This is a genomic window from Prauserella cavernicola, assembly GCF_016595675.1.
In the GTDB taxonomy this organism is placed as follows: domain Bacteria; phylum Actinomycetota; class Actinomycetes; order Mycobacteriales; family Pseudonocardiaceae; genus Prauserella_A; species Prauserella_A cavernicola.
The window spans coordinates 43,245-64,950 of record NZ_JAENJH010000015.1; the positions used below are offsets into that span (position 1 = coordinate 43,245).

At 69.8% G+C, this 21,706-nt stretch carries 21 protein-coding genes, 2 tRNA genes and 1 other RNA gene; 8 read left to right on the plus strand and 16 right to left on the minus strand.

Annotated elements, in window-relative coordinates; translation table 11 throughout:
• Positions 1-6 precede the first annotated feature (6 nt).
• On the minus strand, positions 7-657 hold the full coding sequence (locus JHE00_RS33335) for a response regulator (RefSeq protein ID WP_200325994.1): 651 nt from the start codon (positions 655-657) through the stop codon (positions 7-9).
• Positions 654-2,201: a sensor histidine kinase gene (locus JHE00_RS33340; protein WP_200325996.1), complete on the minus strand. Its 1,548-nt coding sequence runs from the start codon at positions 2,199-2,201 to the stop codon at positions 654-656. The genes JHE00_RS33335 and JHE00_RS33340 overlap by 4 nt, the downstream gene beginning before the upstream one ends.
• A gap of 125 nt (positions 2,202-2,326) precedes the next feature.
• Between JHE00_RS33340 and JHE00_RS33345 the strand changes: the two genes are divergently transcribed.
• Both JHE00_RS33345 and JHE00_RS33350 read left to right on the plus strand, forming a co-directional pair.
• Positions 2,327-2,542: a hypothetical protein gene (locus tag JHE00_RS33345; protein ID WP_200325998.1), complete on the plus strand. Its 216-nt coding sequence runs from the start codon at positions 2,327-2,329 to the stop codon at positions 2,540-2,542.
• The gene (locus JHE00_RS33350; RefSeq protein WP_200326000.1) at positions 2,539-3,342 is read left to right on the plus strand and encodes a hypothetical protein; all 804 of its coding nucleotides are present in this window, start codon (positions 2,539-2,541) and stop codon (positions 3,340-3,342) included. Before JHE00_RS33345 ends, JHE00_RS33350 begins: the two co-directional genes overlap by 4 nt.
• 39 nt (positions 3,343-3,381) lie before the next feature.
• Here JHE00_RS33350 and hutH read toward each other — a convergent pair whose 3' ends face one another.
• Positions 3,382-4,902, minus strand: coding sequence for a histidine ammonia-lyase (gene hutH / locus JHE00_RS33355; protein ID WP_200326002.1), 1,521 nt, complete (start codon positions 4,900-4,902; stop codon positions 3,382-3,384).
• A gap of 82 nt (positions 4,903-4,984) precedes the next feature.
• Between hutH and JHE00_RS33360 the strand changes: the two genes are divergently transcribed.
• On the plus strand, positions 4,985-5,758 hold the full coding sequence (locus JHE00_RS33360; protein ID WP_200326004.1) for an IclR family transcriptional regulator: 774 nt from the start codon (positions 4,985-4,987) through the stop codon (positions 5,756-5,758).
• A gap of 13 nt (positions 5,759-5,771) precedes the next feature.
• Here JHE00_RS33360 and JHE00_RS33365 read toward each other — a convergent pair whose 3' ends face one another.
• The 3 genes from JHE00_RS33365 to ssrA form a co-directional block, all read right to left on the minus strand.
• Positions 5,772-6,260: an SRPBCC family protein gene (locus JHE00_RS33365; protein ID WP_200326006.1), complete on the minus strand. Its 489-nt coding sequence runs from the start codon at positions 6,258-6,260 to the stop codon at positions 5,772-5,774.
• A complete protein-coding gene (locus JHE00_RS33370) occupies positions 6,257-6,646 on the minus strand; it encodes an ArsR/SmtB family transcription factor (protein ID WP_200326008.1) in 390 nt (129 codons plus the stop codon). The genes JHE00_RS33365 and JHE00_RS33370 overlap by 4 nt, the downstream gene beginning before the upstream one ends.
• 236 nt (positions 6,647-6,882) lie before the next feature.
• Positions 6,883-7,256: a transfer-messenger RNA gene (gene ssrA / locus JHE00_RS33375) on the minus strand.
• A gap of 166 nt (positions 7,257-7,422) precedes the next feature.
• On the opposite strand from ssrA, the gene JHE00_RS33380 reads away from it, so the two are divergent.
• The 4 genes from JHE00_RS33380 (at position 7,423) to JHE00_RS33395 (ending at position 11,315) form a co-directional block, all read left to right on the plus strand.
• A complete protein-coding gene (locus tag JHE00_RS33380; protein ID WP_200326010.1) occupies positions 7,423-8,106 on the plus strand; it encodes a sensor domain-containing protein in 684 nt (227 codons plus the stop codon).
• 29 nt (positions 8,107-8,135) lie between these two features.
• Positions 8,136-9,266 (plus strand): sensor histidine kinase, encoded by a 1,131-nt coding sequence (locus JHE00_RS33385; RefSeq protein WP_200326026.1) that lies wholly within the window; start codon positions 8,136-8,138, stop codon positions 9,264-9,266.
• Between the two features lie 30 nt (positions 9,267-9,296).
• Positions 9,297-9,938: a response regulator transcription factor gene (locus tag JHE00_RS33390; RefSeq protein WP_200326028.1), complete on the plus strand. Its 642-nt coding sequence runs from the start codon at positions 9,297-9,299 to the stop codon at positions 9,936-9,938.
• Positions 9,939-10,049: 111 nt separating this feature from the next.
• Positions 10,050-11,315 carry an acyltransferase family protein gene (locus JHE00_RS33395; protein WP_200326031.1) on the plus strand — a complete coding sequence of 422 codons (1,266 nt, stop codon included), beginning with the start codon at positions 10,050-10,052 and terminating at the stop codon, positions 11,313-11,315.
• 8 nt (positions 11,316-11,323) lie between these two features.
• Here the strand turns inward: JHE00_RS33395 and JHE00_RS33400 are convergent, their stop codons facing one another.
• The 9 genes from JHE00_RS33400 to JHE00_RS33440 form a co-directional block, all read right to left on the minus strand.
• A complete protein-coding gene (locus tag JHE00_RS33400; protein WP_200326034.1) occupies positions 11,324-12,217 on the minus strand; it encodes an amidohydrolase family protein in 894 nt (297 codons plus the stop codon).
• The gene (smpB, locus tag JHE00_RS33405; protein WP_200326042.1) at positions 12,217-12,699 is read right to left on the minus strand and encodes an SsrA-binding protein SmpB; all 483 of its coding nucleotides are present in this window, start codon (positions 12,697-12,699) and stop codon (positions 12,217-12,219) included. Before smpB ends, JHE00_RS33400 begins: the two co-directional genes overlap by 1 nt.
• Positions 12,700-12,715: 16 nt before the next feature.
• Entirely contained in the window at positions 12,716-13,615 is a 900-nt protein-coding gene (gene ftsX / locus JHE00_RS33410) for a permease-like cell division protein FtsX (protein ID WP_200326044.1), read from the minus strand.
• 71 nt (positions 13,616-13,686) lie between these two features.
• Positions 13,687-14,376: a cell division ATP-binding protein FtsE gene (ftsE, locus tag JHE00_RS33415; RefSeq protein WP_200326046.1), complete on the minus strand. Its 690-nt coding sequence runs from the start codon at positions 14,374-14,376 to the stop codon at positions 13,687-13,689.
• A gap of 53 nt (positions 14,377-14,429) precedes the next feature.
• Positions 14,430-15,539, minus strand: coding sequence for a peptide chain release factor 2 (gene prfB / locus JHE00_RS33420; RefSeq protein ID WP_200326048.1), 1,110 nt, complete (start codon positions 15,537-15,539; stop codon positions 14,430-14,432).
• A gap of 182 nt (positions 15,540-15,721) precedes the next feature.
• Positions 15,722-16,219 (minus strand): PadR family transcriptional regulator, encoded by a 498-nt coding sequence (locus tag JHE00_RS33425; protein ID WP_200326050.1) that lies wholly within the window; start codon positions 16,217-16,219, stop codon positions 15,722-15,724.
• A gap of 145 nt (positions 16,220-16,364) precedes the next feature.
• Positions 16,365-16,441, minus strand: a tRNA-Met gene (locus JHE00_RS33430).
• 286 nt (positions 16,442-16,727) lie between these two features.
• A tRNA-Met gene (locus JHE00_RS33435) sits at positions 16,728-16,801 on the minus strand.
• Between the two features lie 70 nt (positions 16,802-16,871).
• Positions 16,872-19,838 carry a UPF0182 family protein gene (locus tag JHE00_RS33440; RefSeq protein WP_200326052.1) on the minus strand — a complete coding sequence of 989 codons (2,967 nt, stop codon included), beginning with the start codon at positions 19,836-19,838 and terminating at the stop codon, positions 16,872-16,874.
• A 156-nt stretch (positions 19,839-19,994) separates the two neighbouring features.
• Between JHE00_RS33440 and JHE00_RS33445 the strand changes: the two genes are divergently transcribed.
• On the plus strand, positions 19,995-20,564 hold the full coding sequence (locus tag JHE00_RS33445) for a PPA1309 family protein (protein ID WP_200326053.1): 570 nt from the start codon (positions 19,995-19,997) through the stop codon (positions 20,562-20,564).
• A gap of 49 nt (positions 20,565-20,613) precedes the next feature.
• On the opposite strand, the gene JHE00_RS33450 is transcribed toward JHE00_RS33445, so the two are convergent.
• Positions 20,614-21,618 carry a YlbL family protein gene (locus JHE00_RS33450; protein WP_200326086.1) on the minus strand — a complete coding sequence of 335 codons (1,005 nt, stop codon included), beginning with the start codon at positions 21,616-21,618 and terminating at the stop codon, positions 20,614-20,616.
• Positions 21,619-21,706: the final 88 nt, after the last annotated feature.

Consider the following 21,706-nt stretch of genomic DNA (forward strand, 5'->3'; position numbering starts at 1 on the left):
CGGCGATCACACCAGGCCCGCTTCGTAGGCCGTGATCGCCGCCTGCACGCGGTTGCGGGCGCCGAGCCTGCTCAGGATCGTGCTGACGTAGGCCTTCACGGTGCCCTCCACGACGTGGATGCGCTTCGCGATGTCGGCATTGGACAGTCCGGCCCCGACGAGCGCGAGCACCTCCCGCTCGCGCTCGGTGAGCCCGGCGATGCGGTCGCGGGCCTGCGCACCGCGGGAGAGCTGCCCGCCACCGGAGAACTGCGAGAGCACGCGTTTGGCGACTTTCGGCGACAGGAACGCCGCCCCGTCGGCGACGGCGCGCACACCCGTGATCAGCTCGCGCGGGTCGCCCGACTTCAGCAGGAACCCGCTCGCGCCCTCGCCCAGCGCGGTGCCGATGTAGGAGTCCTCGCCGAACGTCGTCAGCATCACCACCGCCGTCTCGGGGCGCACGGCGCGAATCTCCCTCGCCGCCGCGAGCCCGTCGAGCCGGGGCATGCGGATGTCCAGCAGCGCGACGTCGGGCCTGCTCAGGCGCACCTGTTCGACGGCTTCGTGCCCGTCGGCGGCCTCGGCCACCACCTCGATCCCCTCGTCGGCCGCGAGGATGGCGGCCACCCCGGCCCGCACCATCGCCTCGTCGTCGGCGAGCAGCACCCTGATCACGTCTCGTCCCCCTCCGCGTGGAAGATCCGTTCCTTCGACACGAGCCTCGCGTCGGCGAAGCACAGCTGGTAGGCGTCGCCGCTCCAGCCGAGCACTCCGCCGTCGGTGCCGTAGTACTCGCACACCGCGCCGGACGGCTCGACGGCCTCGGGCGGCTCGAGCCGCTCCTGGTTCGGCAGCACGAGTTCGATGTCCGCCCGCGACTGGCCCAGGTGCAGTCGTTCGTAGTCCTCCGCGTCGAGCGTCGAGGCGATGATGTTGAAGACGTAGTAGACGGCGCTCACGGCCACGAGCACGAACACCGCGGCCGCGGGGATCACCACGGCGCCCACGAGCGTCCGCCGCACCTGACGGCGGGCGTGGGCGAGCTGGCGGGCCGACTCGGAGGCACCGTCGGCCGGCTCCCGCGACCCGGGTTCAGCGTGGTGCGGCAGCCGCGCGGCGACCTCGAAACCGTCGTCGGAACGCTCGGCGCGCAACGTGCCACCGAGCAGCCGAACGCGCTCGCGCAGCCCGGCGAGCCCGCGCTGGCCCGACGCGGCGGGCTCGGGCTCACCGTCCGGAGCTCCGTTGTGGACGGTGACGAGCGTTTCGTCCTGACCGCGTCGCACCCGCACAGTCACCGCGGCGCCGGGCGCGTGCTTGGCCGCGTTGGTCAGCGACTCCTGCACCACGCGGTAGGCGGCGCGCTCCACCATCGGCGGCGCGGCGCCGTCGTCGACGAGGGCCTCCACCACCAGCCCCGACGCCCTCGTGCGCTCCACGAGATCGGTGAGCGAACCGCCGACGGGATCGACCGGTGGCGCGTCCTCGCGCAGCACGCCGATGATCTCGCGCAGGCGTTCGGTGGCGATCCCGGCGCTCTCGCGCAGCTCTCCCGCCGCCGCGCGATGCCGCTGCGCCAGCTCGGGTGCCAGTTCCAGCGCCCCCGCACGCAACGCGATCAGGCTCAGCTCGTGACCGAGCGAGTCGTGCATGTCGCTGGCGATCCGCGCGCGTTCCCTGAGCCTGGCCTGCTCGGCGGTGCTGCGCTGCTGGGCCTCCAGCTGCTCGGCCCGGTCCCAGCCGGTGCTCACCAGGTCCTCGCGCAGCCGCACGTACCGGCCGAGGTGCCACGGCACGAACCCGGCGAAGAGCAACGTCAGCGGCAGCGTCGGCCAGCTGAGCACGCCGTCGTCGGTCACCACCAGCGAGACCGGGACCCCGGCCAGCGCCACCCCGGAGAACACGAACAGCGCGGGCCGAACCGTCGGCATCCGTCTGCCCGCGAAGTACCCGGCAGCCATCATGAGCAGCACGGGCCAGATCGGGAACCGGCCGGAGTAGTCGAACAGCACCGCGATGCCCGACAGCGACGCCGCCGTCAGCGACACGACCGGCAGGCGCCGTGCGGTGGCCATCGCGACCGTGGCACTCACCAGCCCGCCGATCAGTTCCCACGGCGCCGCGTTGTCCCGCGTCTCCTCCACGCACAGCGCGCACACCGCGAGCCAGATCGCGACATCGAGCAGTACCGCCGCCCTGCGCCGCCCCCTAGCTTTCACCTCGCGAACGCTACAAGGCCCCCCGAGCCGGCTGCACTGCCGAAAGTCAAGGGGTCACGGCCTTGATCGTGGAAGCCTCGATCGTCGGGTGCCCCGGCCGGCGAGGTGAGGCATCATGACCGACTATGGCCCGCTCGAAGCGCACCCTCGCCGAGCAGCTCGGGAGTCCACTTCCCCCGGGCATCGAGGCGCTCGCCGAGGAGCACAAGGAGGCACTCGGCGACGCGTTGCGGCAGGCCAGGCGACGGCAGGCCGCGGCACTGAGCTCCGCTGCCGAGGAGTCGCTCTCGCACGTGCCGTTCCTGCTCCGCGGCGCCGTCCGCAAGGCGGCAGGCCTGTGAGCGATGCGCTCGACCGGCTCGAAGCGCGAGCCGAGGTCCTCAAGCTGGCCCGCGTGCTCGGCGTGGAGCCACAGAGCCTCACCTACCTGCACGATGTCGCCTCCGCCGACATCAGGAGGCTGCGCGAGCAGGCCACCGACACGCTGTTCGACGCCAATCTCGGCGCACTGCGCCGCATGGCCACCGCCAGCAAGCTGCTCCCGGCGGGCCCGCTGGCGAGCATCGCCGAGAAGGCCTTCGGGCCGCTGCTCAGCGCGCGCATGGCCGGGATCGTCGACGCGGGCAGGGGCGTCGAGATCGCGAGCAGGCTCTCGACGGGGTTCCTCGCCGACGTCGCCGCCGAACTGGACCCTCGGCGCGCGGCGCACATCATCACGAAGCTGCCGGCCGCCACGGTCACCGAGGTCAGCGCGGTGCTGCGCGTACGCGAGGACTGGATCACCCTGGGCCGGTTCGTCGGTCAGGTGCCCGACGAGATCGCCGCGACGGGACTCTCGGTGCTCGACGACGTCGCGCTGCTGCGGGTCGCGTTCCTGTTGGAGGACAAGGGCAGGGCCGGTGTCCTCTTCGGAACGCTGCCCGACGAGCGCCACGCCGGCATCGTGACCGCGGCGTTCGAGCACGACCTCTTCCACGCCCTGTTCGACCTGCTGGTGCGCCTCGACGCCGACACGCACGAGAGGCTCGCGCTCGTCGCGGCGGCGCTGCCCGCTGAGGTCCGCGCCACGGCGGCCGACGAGGCGAGCGACCTGGGTCTGCTGGACGACCTCGGCCCGATCCGGGACGCCCTGCTCACCTAGACCGCCCGCGCCTGCTCGGCAGAGGGTCGAGAACCGCGACTAGCGAATGGCACGCAGCAGCTCCTCCGACGCGACCAGGTCCTGCGCGGCGGCGATCTCCGGTGCCAGATGCCGGTCGGGGCCCGGCCCGCCGACCCGCTGCCGCAGCAGATCCCTCGCCGCGGCGGTCACCGGCGCGGGCCGCAGCGGAGCCCGCAGGTCGAGCGCCCTCGCCGCGGTGAGCAGCTCCACAGCCAGCACCGTGGTGAGTCCGTCGATGCCGCGCCGGAGCTTGCGCGCGGCCGACCACCCCATCGACACGTGGTCCTCTTGCATCGCGCTGCTCGGGATCGAGTCCACCGACGCGGGCACCGCCAGCCGCTTCAGCTCGCTGACGATCGCGGCCTGCGTGTACTGGGCGATCATGTGCCCGGAGTCGACGCCGGGGTCGGCCGCGAGGAACGCGGGCAGCCCGTGCGAGCGCGCGACGTCGAGCATCCGGTCGGTGCGCCGCTCGGCGATGCTCGCGACGTCGGCGAGGCCGATGGCGAGGAAGTCCAGCACGTAGCCCAGCGGCGCGCCGTGGAAGTTGCCGTTGGACTCCACGCGCCCGTCGGCGAGCACGACGGGGTTGTCCACCACGGACGCGAGCTCGCGGTCGGCGACGGTCTCGGCGTGGGCGAGCGTGTCGCGCGCCGCGCCGTGCACCTGCGGTGTGCAGCGCAGCGAGTACGCGTCCTGCACGCGCGGGCAGTCGGGGCCGCGGTGGCTCGCCACGATCTCGGAGTCGGCCAGCGCCTCGCGCATGTTCCGCGCCGAGCGGGCCTGCCCAGGGTGCGGCCGCAACGCCTGCAGGTCGTCGGCGAACACGCGGTCGGTGCCGAGCAGCGCCTCCACGCTCATCGCCGCGGTGAGGTCGGCGATGTCGAGCAGCCTGCCCAGGTCCTCTGCGGCGAGCACGAGCATGCCCAGCATGCCGTCGGTGCCGTTGGTGAGCGCGAGCCCTTCCTTCTCCGCCAGGGTCACCGGCTCGACGCCCGCGTGGCGCAGCGCCTCGGCGGCAGGCAGCGACCTGCCCTCGCAGTCGTGCACGTCGCCCTCGCCCATCAGCGCGAGCGCGACGGCCGACAGCGGCGCGAGGTCTCCGGAGCAGCCGAGCGAGCCGTACTCGTGCACCACGGGCGTGATACCCGCGTTGAGCAACGCCGCGAGCGTGCTCGCCACCACCGGCCGCACCCCCGTGTGCCCGGTGGTGAGCGTGCGCAGCCGCAACAGCATCAGCGCACGCACGACCTCGCGCTCCACGGCGGGTCCCGCTCCGGCCGCGTGCGACCGGATCAGCGAGCGCTGCAGGTCCACCCTCCGCTCGGGCGGGATGTGGCGCACGGCGAGCGCGCCGAACCCGGTGGAGATTCCGTAGGCGGGCTCCGTGGCCCCGGCGAGCGCGTCGACATGACGCCTGCCCTCGGCGAGCCGCTTCTCGGCGAGTGCGTCTAGAGCCACGGGCGTGTGCTCGCGGACGACCGTGAGCACCTGGTCCCTGCGCAGTGGCGCACCTGTGAGCAGTACCTGGTCCGGCATACCCCCTATTCCACTCCTCGCGGGGCCTGGCGCATCATCGGCGCTACCCGGGTTGTGTCTCGGATTCCAGACAGGAGGGTCCATGAACGGCGGCAACGTCCCCGCGTTGCGGCGAGGTCTCTCGCTGCTGGGTGCGCTCGCGCGGCACGCGGGCCCGGTCTCGGCGGCGGCGCTCGCCCGCGATCTCGAGCTGCCGCGCTCCACGACGTACCACCTGCTCGCGGAGCTGGAGGCCGCCGGATTCGTGGTGCATCTGCCGGCCGAACGACGCTACGGACTCGGCATCGCCGCGTTCGAGCTGGGTTCGGCGTACCTGCGCCACGACCCGCTCGAACGGCTGGCCGGCCCGATCCTGCGCAGGCTCGTCGACCAGGCCGGCCACAACGCCCACCTCGGCGTACTGCACGGCAACGAGCTGCTGTACCTGGTCAAGGAACGGCCGGCACGCCCGGAGACGCTCGTGACCGACGTCGGGGTGCGGCTGCCGGCACACCTTACGGCGTCGGGAAGGGCGATGCTCGCGCACCTGCCGCACGCGCACGTCCGCGCACTGTTCCCGGCAGCGTCGGCGTTCGTGAACCGCACCGGCCGAGGTCCCCGCGACCTGGCGTCGCTGCGGCGGGCGCTGACCGCGCAGCGCAGGCTGGGCTGGGCCGTCGAGGACGGGCACGTCACCGAGGGCTTCGCGTCGGTGGCCCACCCCGTGTTCGACCACGGCGGCAGGCCGATGGCCTCGATCAGCGTCACGTTCCGCCACGTGTGCGACGGCTGCGAGCAGACCTGGCCCGAGCTCGCGGATCAGGTGCGCCGTGCCGCCGACGAGCTGACCTCGCGCATCGGCGGCAGGCAGGCCTGATCAGTTCCCGGCATCAGTCCCCGGCGAGGAGCTGGTCGAGCTGCTCGTAGCCCTCCACGACGCCGGTGTCCATGCCGCTGGCCAGGATCATGTCGCGGATCTCGAGCGACTCGACCACCGACAGGGCCACCACGCGGGTCCGGCCGTCGCCGAGGTCCTCGAAGGTGACGGTCTCGAGGCTGACGCCGTCGGGCGCGCCGTCGAACGTGAAGGTCTGCACGAGCCTGCTGGAGGGCCGGACCTCGTGGAAGGACCCGTAGAACGACGCGATCTGCTCGCCGTCGCGCACCGCCCGGTAGCGGTAGGCACCGCCGGTGCGGCCGTCCCAGGTGTCGATGCGCATCTCGAGGTCCTTCGGGCCGAGCCAGCGCGAGACCAGCTCGGGCTCGATCCAGGCGCGGAACACCTTGTCCGGCGTGGCGTCGAAGTCCCGCGTGATCGTCACGGTCGGCAGGCTGGGGTCGGCTTCGATCTTGGTCTCGTACTTGGTGGTCGCGTTCATGATGCTGCTCCTCGTCGCTGATGTGACTGCTCTGACTGCTGTGCCTGGTCCGTCGTGCTCTCGTCGGCGTTCAGCTCGGCCAGCACGGTGTCCAGGCGGCTGAACCGCTCCTCCGCCCTCAGGCGGTACCGCTCGATCCACTTGGTCATCAGGTCGAACACCTCCGCCTCGAGGTGGCAGGGCCTGCGCTGGGCCTCGCGGCTGCGACTCACGAGCCCTGCCTCCTCCAGCACCTTCAGGTGCTTGGACACGGCCTGCACGGACACCCCGTAGGGCTCGGCCAGCTGGCCGACCGTCGCGTCACCCACCGAGAGCCGCGCCACGATGTCGCGCCGGGTCGGATCCGCAAGGGCCGAAAAAACCCTGGACAGCCGGTCCTCACTCACCACGCCTCCTTAAACAACCAACTGGTTGAATACAAAGCTAGACCGCGCCCACAACGTTGTCAACCAGAAGGTTGTTAAAGGATCAGCCCAAGAGCCGAAGCCAAGCAGCGAAAGCCGACCACCACGACGGGGGGTCCGGGGAACCCCCCGGGTGGGGTCTGGGGGCTGCGCCCCCAGAAGGAAGACCGAACACGAAAAAACCGGCGAGCGCTCTCCGCGAGCACTCGCCGGCCATCGAGTGGAGGTGCCGGGAATCGAACCCGGGTCCTCTGTCGCCTTTCCAGGGCTTCTCCGTGCGCAGTTCGCTGTGCCTCTACTCGGCCCCACCGGTCACGCGAACAAGCCGGTGTGACGGGCCCAGCCACTGTTTGTTTCCCTACCAGCTCCCGTGGCCGGGGCTGGCGGTGAGCCTCCTAGCTGATGCCGGCAGACCGGGACGGAGGCTTACCCGGGCCGACAGACTCGCACTCGCTCAGGCGGCGAGGGCGAAGTCGCGCTGACTGTTCGTCTTGGCGCTTATTTTAGTTGCGACGACGCTCATACGGTGGTCGTTGCCTGCACCGGCACGCTTCCCCTGGATCAACGTCCAGAGTCGAGACCGTTCACCCCCTTGTCAGGTTCTGCTTTCCGATCAGCATAACGCTCCGGCGCAACTCGGTAATCCCGCCGTCGGGGGGTAGGGCGAGCCCCACCCCGGACCGGCCGGTGAGCATGATGGTTCCCGCAGGTCAACCGGGCCAGGCTGGATACCGTCAGCCACGAGAACGGAGTCAGTCATGAACCCGGCACGCACCGAGTCCGGCCGCAGGCCGTCGATCGGCGGTTCGGTCGCCTACCTCCTGCTCAACCTGCCCGTCGGCATCGTGGGATTCGTCTTCCTGGTGACGATGCTGGCGGTGGGGGTGTCGACGGCGATCATCTGGGTCGGAGTACCCCTGCTCGCGGTGACGATCCTGGCCACGCGCGGCGCGGCGCGGTTGGAGCGGGCCCGCATCTACGCGCTGCTCGACTCCTACATCCACCTGCCCTACCGGCCGCTGCCGGAGGAGGGCCAGAAGGAGCGGTGGAAGGCGCGGCTGAAGGACTCCGCCACCTGGAAGGACGTCACGTACTTCCTGCTGCTGTTCCCCATCGGCATCGCGCAGTTCGTCATCACAGTGACCCTGTGGGCGGCGGCGCTGGGCCTGACCACGCTGCCCATCTACTACCGATTCCTGCCCGAGGGCGCCTACTACTTCCCGGCCTGGGACGTCCGCTGGTTCACCGTCGACTCGGTGGTGTCGGCGCTGCCGTGGGCCGCGCTGGGCGTGCTGCTGCTAGGTGTCTCGGCCGTGGTGTGCCGCGGGATCGCCACCGCACACGCCCGCTTCGCGGAGCTCATGCTCGGCCCTGGCAGGGAGCGGGAGGAGTCCGATGCGTCCTTTCCCGGCACCGCGACCATGAGCCCGGTGGCAGGATGATGACCAGTTCGGCGACGGAGGACCCACCCATGACGGACGCCAGACCGGAGGCGCGCCAGCCGCGGCCGCAGGCCTTCAAGGCCATCGGCTTCATGGTGGCGAGCTTCCCGTTGAGACTGGTGCAGTTCGTCCTGCTGGTCGTCCTCGTCACGGTGGGTATCGGCACCGTGGTGATCTGGGTCGGCATTCCGATCCTGCTCACCGTGACGTGGCTGACCCGCTGGTTCGCCGATGTCGAGCGTGCCTGGGTGCGCTCGGCGCTCGGCACGCGGATGCCGCCGGTCGAGCGACTGCAGGTCGAGGGCGGCTGGTTGCGCCGCTGGTTCGGCCAGCTCACCGACCCGACCACCTGGCGAGACCTCGGCTACCTGCTGATCGCCTTCCCGCTCGGCATTCTGGAGTTCGCGATCGGCCTGGTGGCGATCGTGCTGCTGCCCATCGCGATCTGGGTCGTTCCCGGGATCGGCTACCTGCACGGCAGGCTGGCCCTGTCGTTGCTCGGGCCGCCGAAGGCGCGGCGGCTGCAGGAGAAGGCGTCGCAGCTGCAGGCGTCGAGGGCCCGCGGAGTCGACGCCGCTGAGGCCGAGCGCAGGCGCATCGAACGCGACCTGCACGACGGTGCCCAGCAGCGGCTGGTGTCGGTGGCGATGAGCCTCGGGCGCGCGAAGTCGAAGCTCGAGGGCGATCCGGTCGCGCTGCGCACGCTGATCGACGAAGCCCACACCGACGCCAAGCTCGCGGTGTCGGAGCTGCGCGACCTCGCCCGCGGCATCTATCCGGCCGTGCTGGCCGACCGGGGACTCGACGCGGCGCTCTCGGCGCAGGCCGCGAAGTCCCCGATCCACGTCGACGTGGACGTCGAGGTGGACCCGAGGCCGCCAGCGGCCGTCGAGACCACCGCCTACTTCATCGTGGGCGAGACGCTGACCAACGTCGCCAAGCACGCGGGCGCCTCCGAGGCGGGAGTGCGGGTGTGGCGGACCGACGAGACCGTGGTGGTCGAGGTGACCGACAACGGGCGCGGGGGCGCGCAGATCCGGCCAGGGGGTGGCCTTGCGGGCCTCGCGGACCGGGCTGCCACGATTGACGGCGTCATCTCCGTCGTCAGCCCACCCGGCGGTCCCACGGTGATCCGAGCGGACCTTCCCTGCACGTGGTGAGCTGCTGTTGTTCACCACTGGGGAGCTTGGATGCGGGTGGTCATTGCCGAGGATGCCGTTCTGCTGCGGGCTGGGGTGCAACGCCTGCTCGCCGATGAGGGCATCGACACCGTCGCCGCCGTCGGTTCCGGCGACGAACTGCTGACCGCCGTCGAACAGCACCGGCCGGAACTGGCCATCGTCGACGTGCGCATGCCGCCGACGTTCACCGACGAGGGGCTGCGGGCCGCGTTGCGCGCGAGGGAGAACATCGCGGGGCTGCCGGTGCTGGTGCTCTCGCAGTACGTCGAGGAGACCTATGCGGTCGAGCTGCTCTCCGCGGGCGCGGGCGGGGTCGGCTACCTGCTCAAGGAGCGGGTCGCCGATGTCACCGAGTTCCTCGACGCGGTGCGCCGCGTCGCCGGCGGCGGCACCGCCATCGACCCGGAAGTGATCGCGCAGCTCATGGCGCGCGGCAGGAAGAACCCGCTCGACTCGCTGACGGCCCGCGAGAGCGAGGTGCTCGGCCTCATGGCGCAGGGCCTGTCCAACACCGCGATCGCGACCGGTCTCGTCGTGTCGCACGGCGCCGTCGAGAAGCACATCGGCAACATCTTCGCCAAGCTCGGTCTGGAGGCCAGCTCCGAGGAGCATCGCCGCGTGCGCGCGGTGCTCACCTACCTCGGCCGCTGACGTCTGGTGCGAGGGTAGGGCGAGCCCCACCGGCACACCGGCGAAAACCGGAACACCAAGACGCCGGTCTGCACCGCTGTGGGAAAGACCCTGGTTGACCAGGCTTGACGCATGATCACGAGCCAGTTGAGCCCGCCACGCGCCAGGGACCGTTTCCTCGACATCGTCCGCGCACTCGCCATCCTCGGCGTGGTCGTCCAGCACTGGGCGATGCCGGTGCTCGACTACTCGGGCGGCGAGCTCACCACCGGCAACGCGCTCACGACGCCCGGCTGGTGGGCCGTCACGTGGCTGTCGCAGGTGATGCCGCTCGTGTTCTTCGCGGGTGGCGCGGCGAACCTGATCTCGCTGCGCCGCGCGAGCTCCACTCGCGACTGGCTCGCCGGGCGGCTGCGCAGGCTGCTGCTGCCCGTGCTGCCGCTGTTCGCGGTCTGGCTCGTGGTCCCGAGGCTGTTGCGCGACCTCGGCGTGCCGGAGCAGCCCGTCGCGCTCGCAGGCTCGATCGCCGCGCAGCTGCTGTGGTTCCTCGCCGTCTACCTGCTCACCATCCTGGCGACCCCGATCATGGCCGCGGCCCACCGCCGCATCGGCCTCTGGGCCCCGCTGGCGCTGTCCGTGGCCGCCGCGGCGGTCGACGTCGCCCGCTTCGACGGCGTGCCGCTGGTCGGCTACGCCAACGCCGTGTTCGTCTGGCTCGCGGTACACCAGCTCGGCTTCTACTACGCCGAAGGCAGGCTCGGCCGCCTCTCCCCTCGCCTCGCACTCGGACTGTCGGCCGTGGGCTTCGGCGTCACCGCACTGCTCGTCGCGTTCGGTCCTTACGCCGCGAGCATGATCGGCATGCCGGGCGCGCCCGTGTCGAACATGAGCCCGCCGACCGTGTGCCTGGTGAGCCTGGCGCTGGGCCAGATCGGACTCGCGCTGGCCGCGAAGCGGGCGCTGACCAGGCTCGCCGAGCGGCCCGCGATCGGCTCCGCGCTCGGCTGGGTCGGCCCGCGGTTCATGAGCATCTACCTGTGGCACATGCCCGCACTCGTCGTGGTCTCCGGGGTCACGGTGCTCGCACTGGACTACGCCACACCGGTGCCGGGCAGTCTGCTGTGGCTCGCCGCGCTGCCCGCTTGGCTGGTCCTCACCGGACTCGTGCTCGTCGGCCTGCTGCGGCTGTTCGGCCGCTTCGAGGCCGCACCCCGCCCGGCCACGGTCACCGCTCCCGCCTGGCAGCTGGTGACAGCGGGCCTGCTCGCCGCGGGCGGGCTGCTCGGACTGGCCGCGAAGGGCTTCGCCAACGGCCCCGAACTGTGGATCGCTCTCGTCGCGGGTGCGTTCGTGCTCAGCGGCAAGGCCGTGACGCGCGAACCCGCGAAGGCGGCCTAGTCCCCGAACTAGACCCCGAGCAGCTTCGCGGGCGTGTCGTGCAGGACGGCGCGGAGGAACGGCTCACCGAGCCGCTCGTCCGCGTCGGCCCACCGCGCGATCGCCCGCAGCTGCGTCGCGTAGTCGTACGGGATGTTCGGGAAGTCGGTGCCCAGCACGATCCGGTCCGGCACCTCGGCGAGTCTGGCGGGCCAGTCAGCCGGCGCAGGCATGAAGTTCTCCGTGAACGGCACGCCGACCATCGTGGTGTCGAGATAGACCCTCGGGTAGTTCGCCACCAGCTCGAGCGCCTGCTCGTACTCGGGCATGCCCGCGTGCGCGAGCACCGTCACCAGCCTCGGATGCCGGGCCAGCACCTCGCCGAACACGTCGAGCCCGGTGTGCTTGCCCCGCCGGGGACCGTGTCCACAGTGGATCACCACCGGAACGCCCGCGTCGGCGATCGCCGCCCACGCGTCGTCCAGCTGCCGGTCCCCCGGGTCGTACGCGCCCACCTGCACGTGGGCCTTGAAGCAGCGCACCCCGGCCCGCAGCGCCGAATCCACATAAGACGCGGCACCTGGCTCCGGGAACAGGGTGGCCGTGGGCACGGCGTCGGGCTCACGGGCGGCGAAGTCGAGCACCCACTGGTTGAGCCACTCGGCCATGCCGGGCTTGTGCGGGTACACGAGCGGGGCGAACCGGCGGACGCCGAACGAGCGCAGGACGTCGAGCCGCTCCTGCTCGGGAAGCCGGTAGAACACCGGCCACTCCATGCCGTAGTTGGCGAGCGCGTCGTCGAAGTACGCCCACACCTTCGTGAGCATCCGCTCGGGCAGGAAGTGCACGTGGATGTCCACGAGCCCGTCCAGCCCGAGCCCCCGCACCCAGCCCGCGACGTCGGCGTCCGATTCGGGTCCCATCAGCGGCGGTACTTGCCCTTCACGGCGCGGCCCATCGCCTTGGCCACCTCACGGTCGGCGTCGCGCTTGGCGAGCGACTGGCGCTTGTCGTAGGCCTTCTTGCCCCTGGCGAGCGCCAGCTCCACCTTCACCTTGCCGTCCTTGAAGTACATCGACAACGGGACGAGGCTGATGCCGCTGTCCTTGGTCTTGCCGATGAGCTTCTCGATCTCGCCCCTGTGCAGCAGGAGCTTGCGGGTACGCCGGGGCGCGTGGTTGGTCCACGTGCCCTGGGCGTACTCCGCGATGTGCAGGCCGCGCAGGAAGATCTCGCCGTCGTCGACCGTCGCGAACGCGTCGGTCAGCGACGCCTTGCCGTCCCGCAGGCTCTTCACCTCGGTACCGACGAGCACCACGCCCGCCTCGTACGTGTCGAGGATCGCGTAGTCGTGGCGGGCACGACGGTTCGACGCGATCACCTTGCGGCCGACTTCCTTGGGCATACCTTCGACTCTAGCTCTAGTGGCGCACGTACAGGCGCAACGTCACGTAGCCGGTGACCGCCGAGATCAGCATCGACGTGATGAGCAGGATCGGCGCCACTGGGAACAGCACGTCGAACAGCTCGATCTTGGGTATCGCGCCGCCGGTCGCCTCGAGGATCCGGTCGAGCGCCACGTACTTCAACGCCACCAGCCCCGCGACGCCGAGGATCGCGCCCAGGGCGCCCGCGACCACCGCCTCCAGGAGGAACGGCAGCTGTGTGTACCAGCGCGTGGCACCCACCAACCGCATGATCCCCACTTCCGTTCGCCGCGTGTAGGCGGAGACCTGGATGGTGTTGGCGATCAGCAGCACGGCGGCCAGCGCGGCGATGAGCGCGATGATGAACGTGCCGTTGCGGCCGGAGTTGAGCAGGTCGAAGAAGCGGTCGAGGAACTTGTTCTGGTCGTCAACGTTGGCGACGCCCGCCTGTCCCGAGAACTCCTGCACGATCACGTCACTGCGGGCGGGATCGAACAGTTTGACGTGCAGGGACGCGGGCAGCGCCTCGGGCCTGGCGAGCTCCACGAGCTCGGGCTGGCCCTCGAAGATGCGCTGGAAGCGCTCGTAGGCCTGGGCGCGGTCCTCGAAGACCACGGACTCGACGGCCTGGTTGCTCTCGAGGGATTGGCGGATGGACGCACAGGGCTCGCCGGTGCAGTCCTGGTCGTTGGCGCTGATGTCCTCGGTCAGATAGACCGTCACCTCGACGTCGTCGAGATAACTGGCCTGCATCTTGTCGATCGTGCGGACGAAGAGCAGGCCACCACCGAACATGCCCAGCGAGATGGCGGTGGTGAGGATCATCGCGATGGTCATCGTCACGTTCCGGCGTAGACCGGTGACGACCTCGCTGAACACGAAGCTGGCACGCATCGGAGGGGCAGTTCCTTGGGTCGGGGGCTAACGGGGCGGGGGTGTGGGGGAGAGCTCGGCGCTGCGGGGGATCAGCGACCGACGCCGTAGACGCCTCGTTTGTCGTCACGGATCACCTTGCCGAGATGGAGCTCGACGACACGGCGACGCATGGAGTCGACGATCGAGTGGTCGTGGGTTGCCATGAGCACCGTGGTGCCGGTGCGGTTGATCCGCTCCAGCAGCAGCATGATGTCCTGGCTGGTGTCGGGGTCCAGGTTTCCCGTCGGCTCGTCGGCCAGCAGCACCAGCGGCCGGTTCACGAACGCACGGGCGATCGCGACACGCTGCTGCTCACCACCCGACAGCTCGTTGGGCATGCGGTCGGCCTTGCCTTCGAGACCGACCAGCTCCAGCACCTCGGGCACCACCTTGGTGATGGTGCGTTTGGGCTTGCCGATCACCTCGAGTGCGAACGCGACGTTCTCTGCGACCGTCTTGTTCGCCAGCAGGCGGAAGTCCTGGAAGACACAGCCCATCGTCTGCCGCAGCCGGGGAACCCTGCGGCGGGCCATCTTGGCGACGTCGAAGTTCGACACCATCACGCGGCCCTTGCTGGGAACCTCCTCACGCAGCAACAACCTGAGGAACGTCGACTTGCCGGACCCCGAGGGGCCGATGAGGAAGACGAACTCACCCTTGTCCACGTCCACGGACACCCCGTCGAGTGCGGGGCGCGCCGAAGTCTTGTAGACCTTGGAAACAGAATCGAGCCGGATCACGGTCCCGCATCCTACTCAGGGCGGCCGTTAAGGCCAGGTTGCCTCCGCAAACCTCAGGCCGCGTCGGCCTCCTGCTGCTTGCGCCACCGGATCCCGGCCTCGAGGAACGCGTCGAGTTCACCGTCCAGAACGGCGGTCGGATTGCCCACCTCGAAGCTGGTGCGCACGTCCTTCACCTGCTGATACGGGTGCAGCACGTAGTTGCGCATCTGGTTGCCCCAGCTGGAGCCGCCGTCACGCAGGGCGTCCAGTTCGGCACGCTCCTCGGCCTTCTTCCGCTGCAGCAGTTTGGCCTGCAGCACCTTCATGGCGGCGGCCTTGTTCTGCAGCTGCGACTTCTCGTTCTGGCACGAGACGACGACGCCGGTGGGCAGGTGGGTGATGCGGACCGCGGAGTCGGTGGTGTTCACGCTCTGTCCACCGGGTCCTGACGAGCGGTACACGTCCACGCGAATGTCCTTTTCGGGCACCTCGACGTGGTCGACCTCCTCGACCTCCGGCAGCACCTCGACGTGAGCGAAGGAGGTCTGCCTGCGGCTCTGGTTGTCGAACGGCGAGATGCGGACGAGCCGGTGGGTGCCCTGCTCGACCGAGAGCGTGCCGTAGACGTAGGGCGCGGTGACCTTGAAGGTCGCGGAGCGGATGCCCGCCTCTTCGGCGTAGGAGATGTCGTAGACGTCGGTCGGGTAACCGTGGCGCTCGGCCCAGCGCAGGTACATGCGCAGCAGCATCTCGGCCCAGTCCGCGGCGTCGACGCCACCGGCCTCGGAACGGATCGTGACGACGGCGTTGCGCTGGTCGTACTCGCCGGAGAGCAGCGTGCGCACCTCGAGCGCGTCGACGTCCTTCGACAGGCCGGTCACGTCGTTCTCGGCCTCGGCCTTGCTCGCGGCGTCGCCCTCGGCCTCAGCGAGCTCGTAGAGCACGCCCAGATCGTCGAGGCGCTGCCGGAGCTCGGTGACCTTACGGATCTCCGCCTGCTTGTGCGAGAGCTGGCTGGTGACCTTCTGAGCGGCTTCGGGGTCGTCCCAGAGGTTCGGGCGCGCAGCCTCTTCCTCCAGCTCGGCGACTTCCTTGCGCAGGGAGTCGATGTCCATGACGGACTCGACCTGGGTCAGCTTGCCGCCGAGCTCCTTGAGGACGGTTTCGAAGTCTGCACTCACAACCCATAAGGCTACGGCAAATCGTGCGGCTGCTCGCGGCGGCCGCACGTAGCCGGTCCCGTCCGGCGGCGAGCGGGGATGAACGGCAGGGGCCGAGACAGGGAAAGCCCCCGCACCGAAAGGGTGCGCGGGCTTTCCGTCGGCCTCGTACGGCCGGCGAGGGGGGATCGCCGGACGCGGACTTACGCGGAGACGGAGTCCAGCAGCTTCAGCGCCGCCCTGGCGTGCGCCTGGCCGAACTCGGCGACGGCCTTGGCGACCGGGTCGCCCGCCGCCTTGACGGCGGCCTTGGCCTCGTCGAGCTCGGCGCTGTACTCGGCCTTGGCCGAGTCGAGGAGCGTGGCGCGCTGCTTCGGCGTGAGCACGCTCGCGTGCACGACGCGCAGGATCAGCGGGCTGCGGAGGTGATCGGGACCGGAGTCGCTCGTCACCCAGGCCTTGAAGGCCTTCTTGCCCGCGGCGGTGATCAGGTACTGCTGGCTGGATCGGGGACCCTGCTTGCCGAGCCTCACGAGGCCTTCCTTGTGCAAGGCGGGAAGCTCCCGGTACACCTGGCTCCTCGTCACGCTGAAGAACGTGCCAAAGCGTTCCTCAGCTCCTGCGACGAGCTCGCCACCGGTGGCGGGGCCATCGTGAAGCAGTCCAAGCAGTGCTGCGGCGGTTGCGTTCAAATCGGACACGCATCTACCGTGCCACGCTTTCGGGCATCTGTCCACTGTGGTCCGGAATTCCGTCCACTGTGGAACCCGTGATTCAGAGAGCGCACCGCCCGCACCCCGGACAGCGAAAAGGGCCCGGATCGTTTCCGATCCGGGCCCTTTCACCTGGTAGCGGGGACAGGATTTGAACCTGCGACCTCTGGGTTATGAGCCCAGCGAGCTACCGAACTGCTCCACCCCGCGTCGTTGTGAAAACAACCTTACCCCACGCATTTCCACCCTCAACACCCACCCCCCACTACCCCGGATGCAGCACCCGAATACTCCAAAAGCCGCGCCGACAGTGACGTAGCCAAGTGCGATGAAGCCAATGGGCGAAGCCCGAGGCGGGGGGGGTCCACGGGGCGGAGCCCCGCGGCGGGGGTCCAGGGGGCGGAGCCCGCCTGGCGGGGGCGCGGGGGTTCGACCCCCGAAAAAGCGAAGGAGGCCCGCTCTGCCTATTCCGGCAGAGACGGACCTCCCACCTCAGTAGCGGGGACAGGATTTGAACCTGCGACCTCTGGGTTATGAGCCCAGCGAGCTACCGAACTGCTCCACCCCGCGTTGGTGACACCCACCTTACGCCTGGGTTTCCGCCAGGCGCAAAGCGGGTGTCACGTGTCAGCTGGTGACGTCAGCCACCCGAGTTCTCGAGCTCCTGATAGCGCTGCGCGGCGGCGTCGAGCTCGGACAGCGCCTGCCCCTGAGCGTCGAAGTCACCGGACTGCTGCGCCTGCCGGAGCTGCTCGAGCGCCGCCTGGATGTCGGCGACGGCCTGGGCCAGTTCCGGGTTGTTGTTGTCGTTGCCACCGCCGTTGGCAGGTGGCTGCCCCTGCTGGTCGGTCTCGGGCGGGTTCCCGTTCTGGTCGCCCTGGTTCTGATCACCCTGGTCCTGGTTGCCCTGATCCGGGGTTCCCTGGGCCGGCCCGGTGGCGGCGTCACCGGTGCCCTCGCCGAAGAGCTCGTCGAGCGCTCCGTTGAGGGTCGAGGCGAACCCGATCTTGCCGCCGAACGACACCAGCACACGGGCGAGCTGCGGATAGCTCTGTGCGTTGCGCTGCTGGATGTAGATCGGTTCGACGTAGAGGAACCCACCGGCCACCGGCAGGGTCAGCAGGTTGCCGTAGATGATGTCGACACTCTGGTTCCCGAGCAGCGTCCGGTCCTGCGTGAACGCCGGGTTGCTCTGGAAGGCGTTCTGGACCTGGACGGGACCTTCGAGCTGGTTACCGCCGGTCGGCAGCCGCAGCACGGTGATCTCGCCGTAGTTCCTCGGGTCCGACGACACCGTGGCCCACGCCGCGAGGTACTGCCTCGCCAGCGGAGTCAGTGCGCTCGTCAGCTGGAACGTCGGCTCGGTCTGGCCCGGCGACTGCGCGAGCACGTAGTACGGCGGCTGCTTCGCCGCGTCGGAGTTCGGGTCGAGCCCGCCCGGCTGGGTCGGGTCCTGCGGGACGTTCCAGAACGTCTGCGTCGAGTAGAACTCCTGCGGGTTCTGCACGTGGTACTTCGTGAGCAGCTCACGCTGGATCTTGAACAGGTCCTCCGGGTACCGGAAGTGCTCCTCCAGCTCCGGGGAGATCTCCGCCTTGGGCTTCACCATGTCCGGGAAGACCTTCATCCAGGCGTCCAGCACCGGATCCTTGTCGTCCACCTCGTACATCGTGACGTTGCCGTCGAAGGCGTCGACGGTCGCCTTCACCGAGTTGCGGACGTAGTTGATCTGGTTGTCCTCCTGCCGCGCGACGCCGGTGAGCGAGTCCTCCGTCGCCGTGCCGAGCGACGTGCGCTGCGCGTAGGGGTAGTTGTTCAGCGTCGTGTAGCCATCGACGATCCACTTGATGCGGCCGTCGATCACCGCGGGATACGGGTCGCCGTCGACCGTGAGCCACGGCGCGACCTTCTCGACGCGTTCCCTCGGGTCGCGGTTGTACATGATCTTCGAGCCCTCGCCGATGGCGTCGGAGAACAGGATGTTGCGCTCCCCGTGCTCGGCCGCGAAGACCAGCCTGTTGAACCAGTTGTCGATCGGGACTCCGCCGTTGCCCTCGTACAGGTAGCTGCGGTCGTTGGCGGTGTCGTACTCGCCAGGCGCCTCGCCCTCCTGGCCGCCGACGATCGCGTAGTCCGTGGCGAGCTCGCCGTAGTAGATCCGCGGCTCGTCCACCGTGATCCCGGCACCGTCGGGGTTCTGGGTGTCACTGGTGCGCGCGATCGGGTAGCCGCCATCGCTGTTGGCTTCCTCGAGCGCCCGGTCGATCGTGTTGGCCGGAGCGGCGACGAAGCCGTTTCCGTGGGTGTAGACGAGGTGGCGGTTGATCCAGGTCTGCTGGTTCTCCCGCAGGCCGCTGGTGTTGATCTCCTTGGCGGCGACGATGTAGGACTGCCGCTCACCGTCGACGGTGTAGCGATCGACGTCGAGCTTGTCCGGGAAGCCGTAGAAGTTCTCGCGGCCGACTCGCTGGGTGAAGGTCGGGCTCAGCACGTTCGGGTCGAGCAGCCGGATGTTCGGGATGGTGCCCTGGTCGGCCCTGACCTCCTCCGGCCCTGCTTCTGAGTTACCCGTGTAGTCCTCGTAGTTGACGTTCTCCAACCCGTACGCGTAGCGGGTCGCGTTCATGTTGCGTTGGATCGATTCGGCCTCGCGCTCGTTGGCGTTCGGCCGGACGGAGAACTGCTCGAGCACCGCGGGCCACGCGACGCCGATGATGATGCCCGAGAGGATCAGCAGCACGAGCGCGATCGCGGGCAGCTGCACGTTGCGCAGGAACGCACCGACGAAGAACGCCACGGCGCAGAACACCGAGATGCACAGCAGGATCAGCTTGGCGGGCAGCACCGCGTTCAGGTCGGTGTAGGTCGCGCCGGTGAACAGGCTGTTGCGGTCGGACAGCAGCAGGTTGTAGCGGTCGAGGAAGTACTCGGCCGCCTTGAACAGCACGAAGACACCGATGAGCACCGACAGGTGCACGCGCGCGGGACCGGAGATCTGGCCGCCGCGGCCTGCCAGCCGCACGCCACCGAAGAGATAGTGCGCGAGCAGACCACCGATGAACGCGACGACGATCCCGACGAACAGCCAGCCGAGCAGCCAGCCGAAGAACGGCAGCTGGAAGACGTAGAAGCCGATGTCGTGGCCGAACTGCGGGTCCGTCTGCCCGAACGGAGTGCTGTTGAAGAAGAGCTGCACGATCTCCCAGTTGCCCTGGCCCGCCACTCCGGCGATGAGGCCGGCGACCACCGGGATGCCGATGCCGAAGAGCCGCACCCTGGCCGCGACCACTGTGCGGTAGCGCGCGAGCGGATCGTCGGCGCCGGTCACCGGCACGAACACCGGCCGGTTCCGGTACGCGATCCAGAGGCTCAGCGCGAGCAGGCCACCGACGAGTATGCCCGTGGCGAAGAACATCGCGACCCGCGTGAGCAGCACGGTGGTGAAGACGCCGCGAGCGTCGACCTCACCGAACCACAGCCAGTCGACATAGGTGTCGAGGAACCGCGCGCCGAGTAGCAGCACGAGGATGATGACGGCAGCGATCGTCAGCAGAACACGCGCTCGCCGGGACAGCTTGGGCAGGCTTACTGGGGGCCGGGTGGCCACAACGCACACTCCAGTGGTCGAGATTGGGCTTCTCGGGGCGCCTGCGCTGCGAGCGTCCCATGGTTACCTAACTGTACGGATGGCCGCCAGAGTTCCCGGAACCCCCCAAACCGGGCGCGCGCGGGACCCACCCGCGCGCCTGCCACGATGGTGTCCATGACCGAGACCGGAAACGAGGCGGCCCCCGTGAACGTCGCTGCCCTCGCCAGGGAAGTCGAGGAGTTCGTCGCGGCCGCGGGGTGGGAGCAGCAACCGCAGCTCTTCGCGCTGGTGCCGACCTCGGAGCTGCTGCGCCAGCAGCCGGAACTCGCAGGCCAGCTGGACGCGAGCAGCGAGCTCACCCCCGTGGCCCAGGAGTCACTGCCCGAGGGCGACCTGGCCGAGGCTCTCGCGACGATCGCCTGGCCCGACGCCGTACACGGCTGTGCACTGGCGCAGGAGATCATCGTGCTCCCGCCGGACGCCGAGTCGGAGCTGCCCGAGGTCGAGGACGGCGCCGGTGCCCACGACGTGGACCGACTCCGCCAGGCCGCGGCCGACCACCCGCGCCGCACCGAGGCCCGGCTCGTGGCGCTGGTCGTGCGCGACGGCTCCGCCGCCTGCGTGCTGCGCCTGCGCGGCGTGCACGCGGAGGACCCCGCCGACGGGACCGCCGAGGAGATCGTCGAGCACCCCGAACTGGCCCCGAACCTCGTCGACGCACTGCGCGCCACCCTGCTGCCGTAGTACCGGGCCGGGCGGGGAACCACCCTCGCCCGCCGGTCCACGGCCGGGCTCAGCACGACGGCGTCGACTCCCCCGCGCGCAGGCGCTCCAGCGAGGTGACGGCGTCGTCGAGGTCGCCGACCTTCAGGAGCTTGAGTCCGTCGGGGGCCGCGGCCGACGCTTCGGCACAGTTCTTCTCAGGGACGAGGAACGCCGTGGCCCCCGCCTCCTTCGCGGCGACGAGCTTGAACGAGATGCCGCCGATGGCGCCGACCCGGCCCTTCTCGTCGATCTCGCCGGTGCCGGCGACGTGCTCGCCGGACACCAGGTTCTCCGGGGTCAGCCGGTCGACGATCGCCAGCGCGAACATCAGCCCCGCCGACGGTCCGCCCACGTCCTCGAGCGAGATGTCGACGTCGAACGGCACGTCGGCCCTGTCGATCGGCTGCATCCCGACGAAGCCCTGCGGCTCGCCGTCCGGGTGCTTGGCGAGCGTGACCGACTCGGTGCGCTCGGGCTGGCCCTCGTGCTTGAAGGTCAGCGACACGGTCTGCCCCGGCTTGGTGTCGGAGAGCGCCGAGAGCACCTCGTCCTCGTTGGCGACGCGCGTGCCGTCGACCTGGACGATCTGGTCACCGGGCTCGAGCACCTTGTCGGCGGGGCTGCCCGACACGACCTGCTGCACGATGACCTTCACCGGGTAGCCGAGCCTGCGCAGCGCGGCGACCTCGGCGTTGCTCTGCGAGTCCTGGAACTGCTGGACGTTCTGCTTGCGCACTTCCTCGTCGCTCTCGCCGGGACGGAAGTAGTCCTCCCGCGGCGCGACGGCGTAGCGCCCGCTGATCCACAGGCCCAGCGCCCCGAAGAGGGTCACCTCGTCGTTCAGCGAGACCGTGGTCATGCGCAGCTCGCCATCGGTCGGGTAGGTGCGCTGACCGCTGATCGACACGACCTCCTCGCCGCCGACCTCACCGAGCGTGTCGTAGGTCGGCCCGGGGCCCAGCGCGACGTAGGGCACTCGAACGAACGCCCCGAGCAGGACGAACACCAGCACGAGCACACCGCTGAAAACCAGCGTCCAACCACGTCGGGTCAGGCGCTTTCGCGATTTCGGCGGGGTGTGCTCGCCGCTGCTCGCCTCGGGGTTGGCGTCCGCTCGCACG

Coding starts and splice junctions, on each gene's coding strand:
- JHE00_RS33380 (WP_200326010.1), top strand. CDS start 7,423: ATGAACCCGGCACGCACCGAGTCCGGCCGCAGGCCGTCGATCGGCGGT.
- hutH (WP_200326002.1), bottom strand. CDS start 4,902: ATGCCGGACCAGGTACTGCTCACAGGTGCGCCACTGCGCAGGGACCAG.
- JHE00_RS33385 (WP_200326026.1), top strand. CDS start 8,136: ATGACGGACGCCAGACCGGAGGCGCGCCAGCCGCGGCCGCAGGCCTTC.
- JHE00_RS33345 (WP_200325998.1), top strand. CDS start 2,327: ATGGCCCGCTCGAAGCGCACCCTCGCCGAGCAGCTCGGGAGTCCACTT.
- JHE00_RS33395 (WP_200326031.1), top strand. CDS start 10,050: ATGATCACGAGCCAGTTGAGCCCGCCACGCGCCAGGGACCGTTTCCTC.
- JHE00_RS33360 (WP_200326004.1), top strand. CDS start 4,985: ATGAACGGCGGCAACGTCCCCGCGTTGCGGCGAGGTCTCTCGCTGCTG.
- JHE00_RS33400 (WP_200326034.1), bottom strand. CDS start 12,217: ATGGGACCCGAATCGGACGCCGACGTCGCGGGCTGGGTGCGGGGGCTC.
- JHE00_RS33445 (WP_200326053.1), top strand. CDS start 19,995: ATGACCGAGACCGGAAACGAGGCGGCCCCCGTGAACGTCGCTGCCCTC.
- smpB (WP_200326042.1), bottom strand. CDS start 12,699: ATGCCCAAGGAAGTCGGCCGCAAGGTGATCGCGTCGAACCGTCGTGCC.
- JHE00_RS33365 (WP_200326006.1), bottom strand. CDS start 6,260: ATGAACGCGACCACCAAGTACGAGACCAAGATCGAAGCCGACCCCAGC.
- JHE00_RS33390 (WP_200326028.1), top strand. CDS start 9,297: ATGCGGGTGGTCATTGCCGAGGATGCCGTTCTGCTGCGGGCTGGGGTG.
- ftsX (WP_200326044.1), bottom strand. CDS start 13,615: ATGCGTGCCAGCTTCGTGTTCAGCGAGGTCGTCACCGGTCTACGCCGG.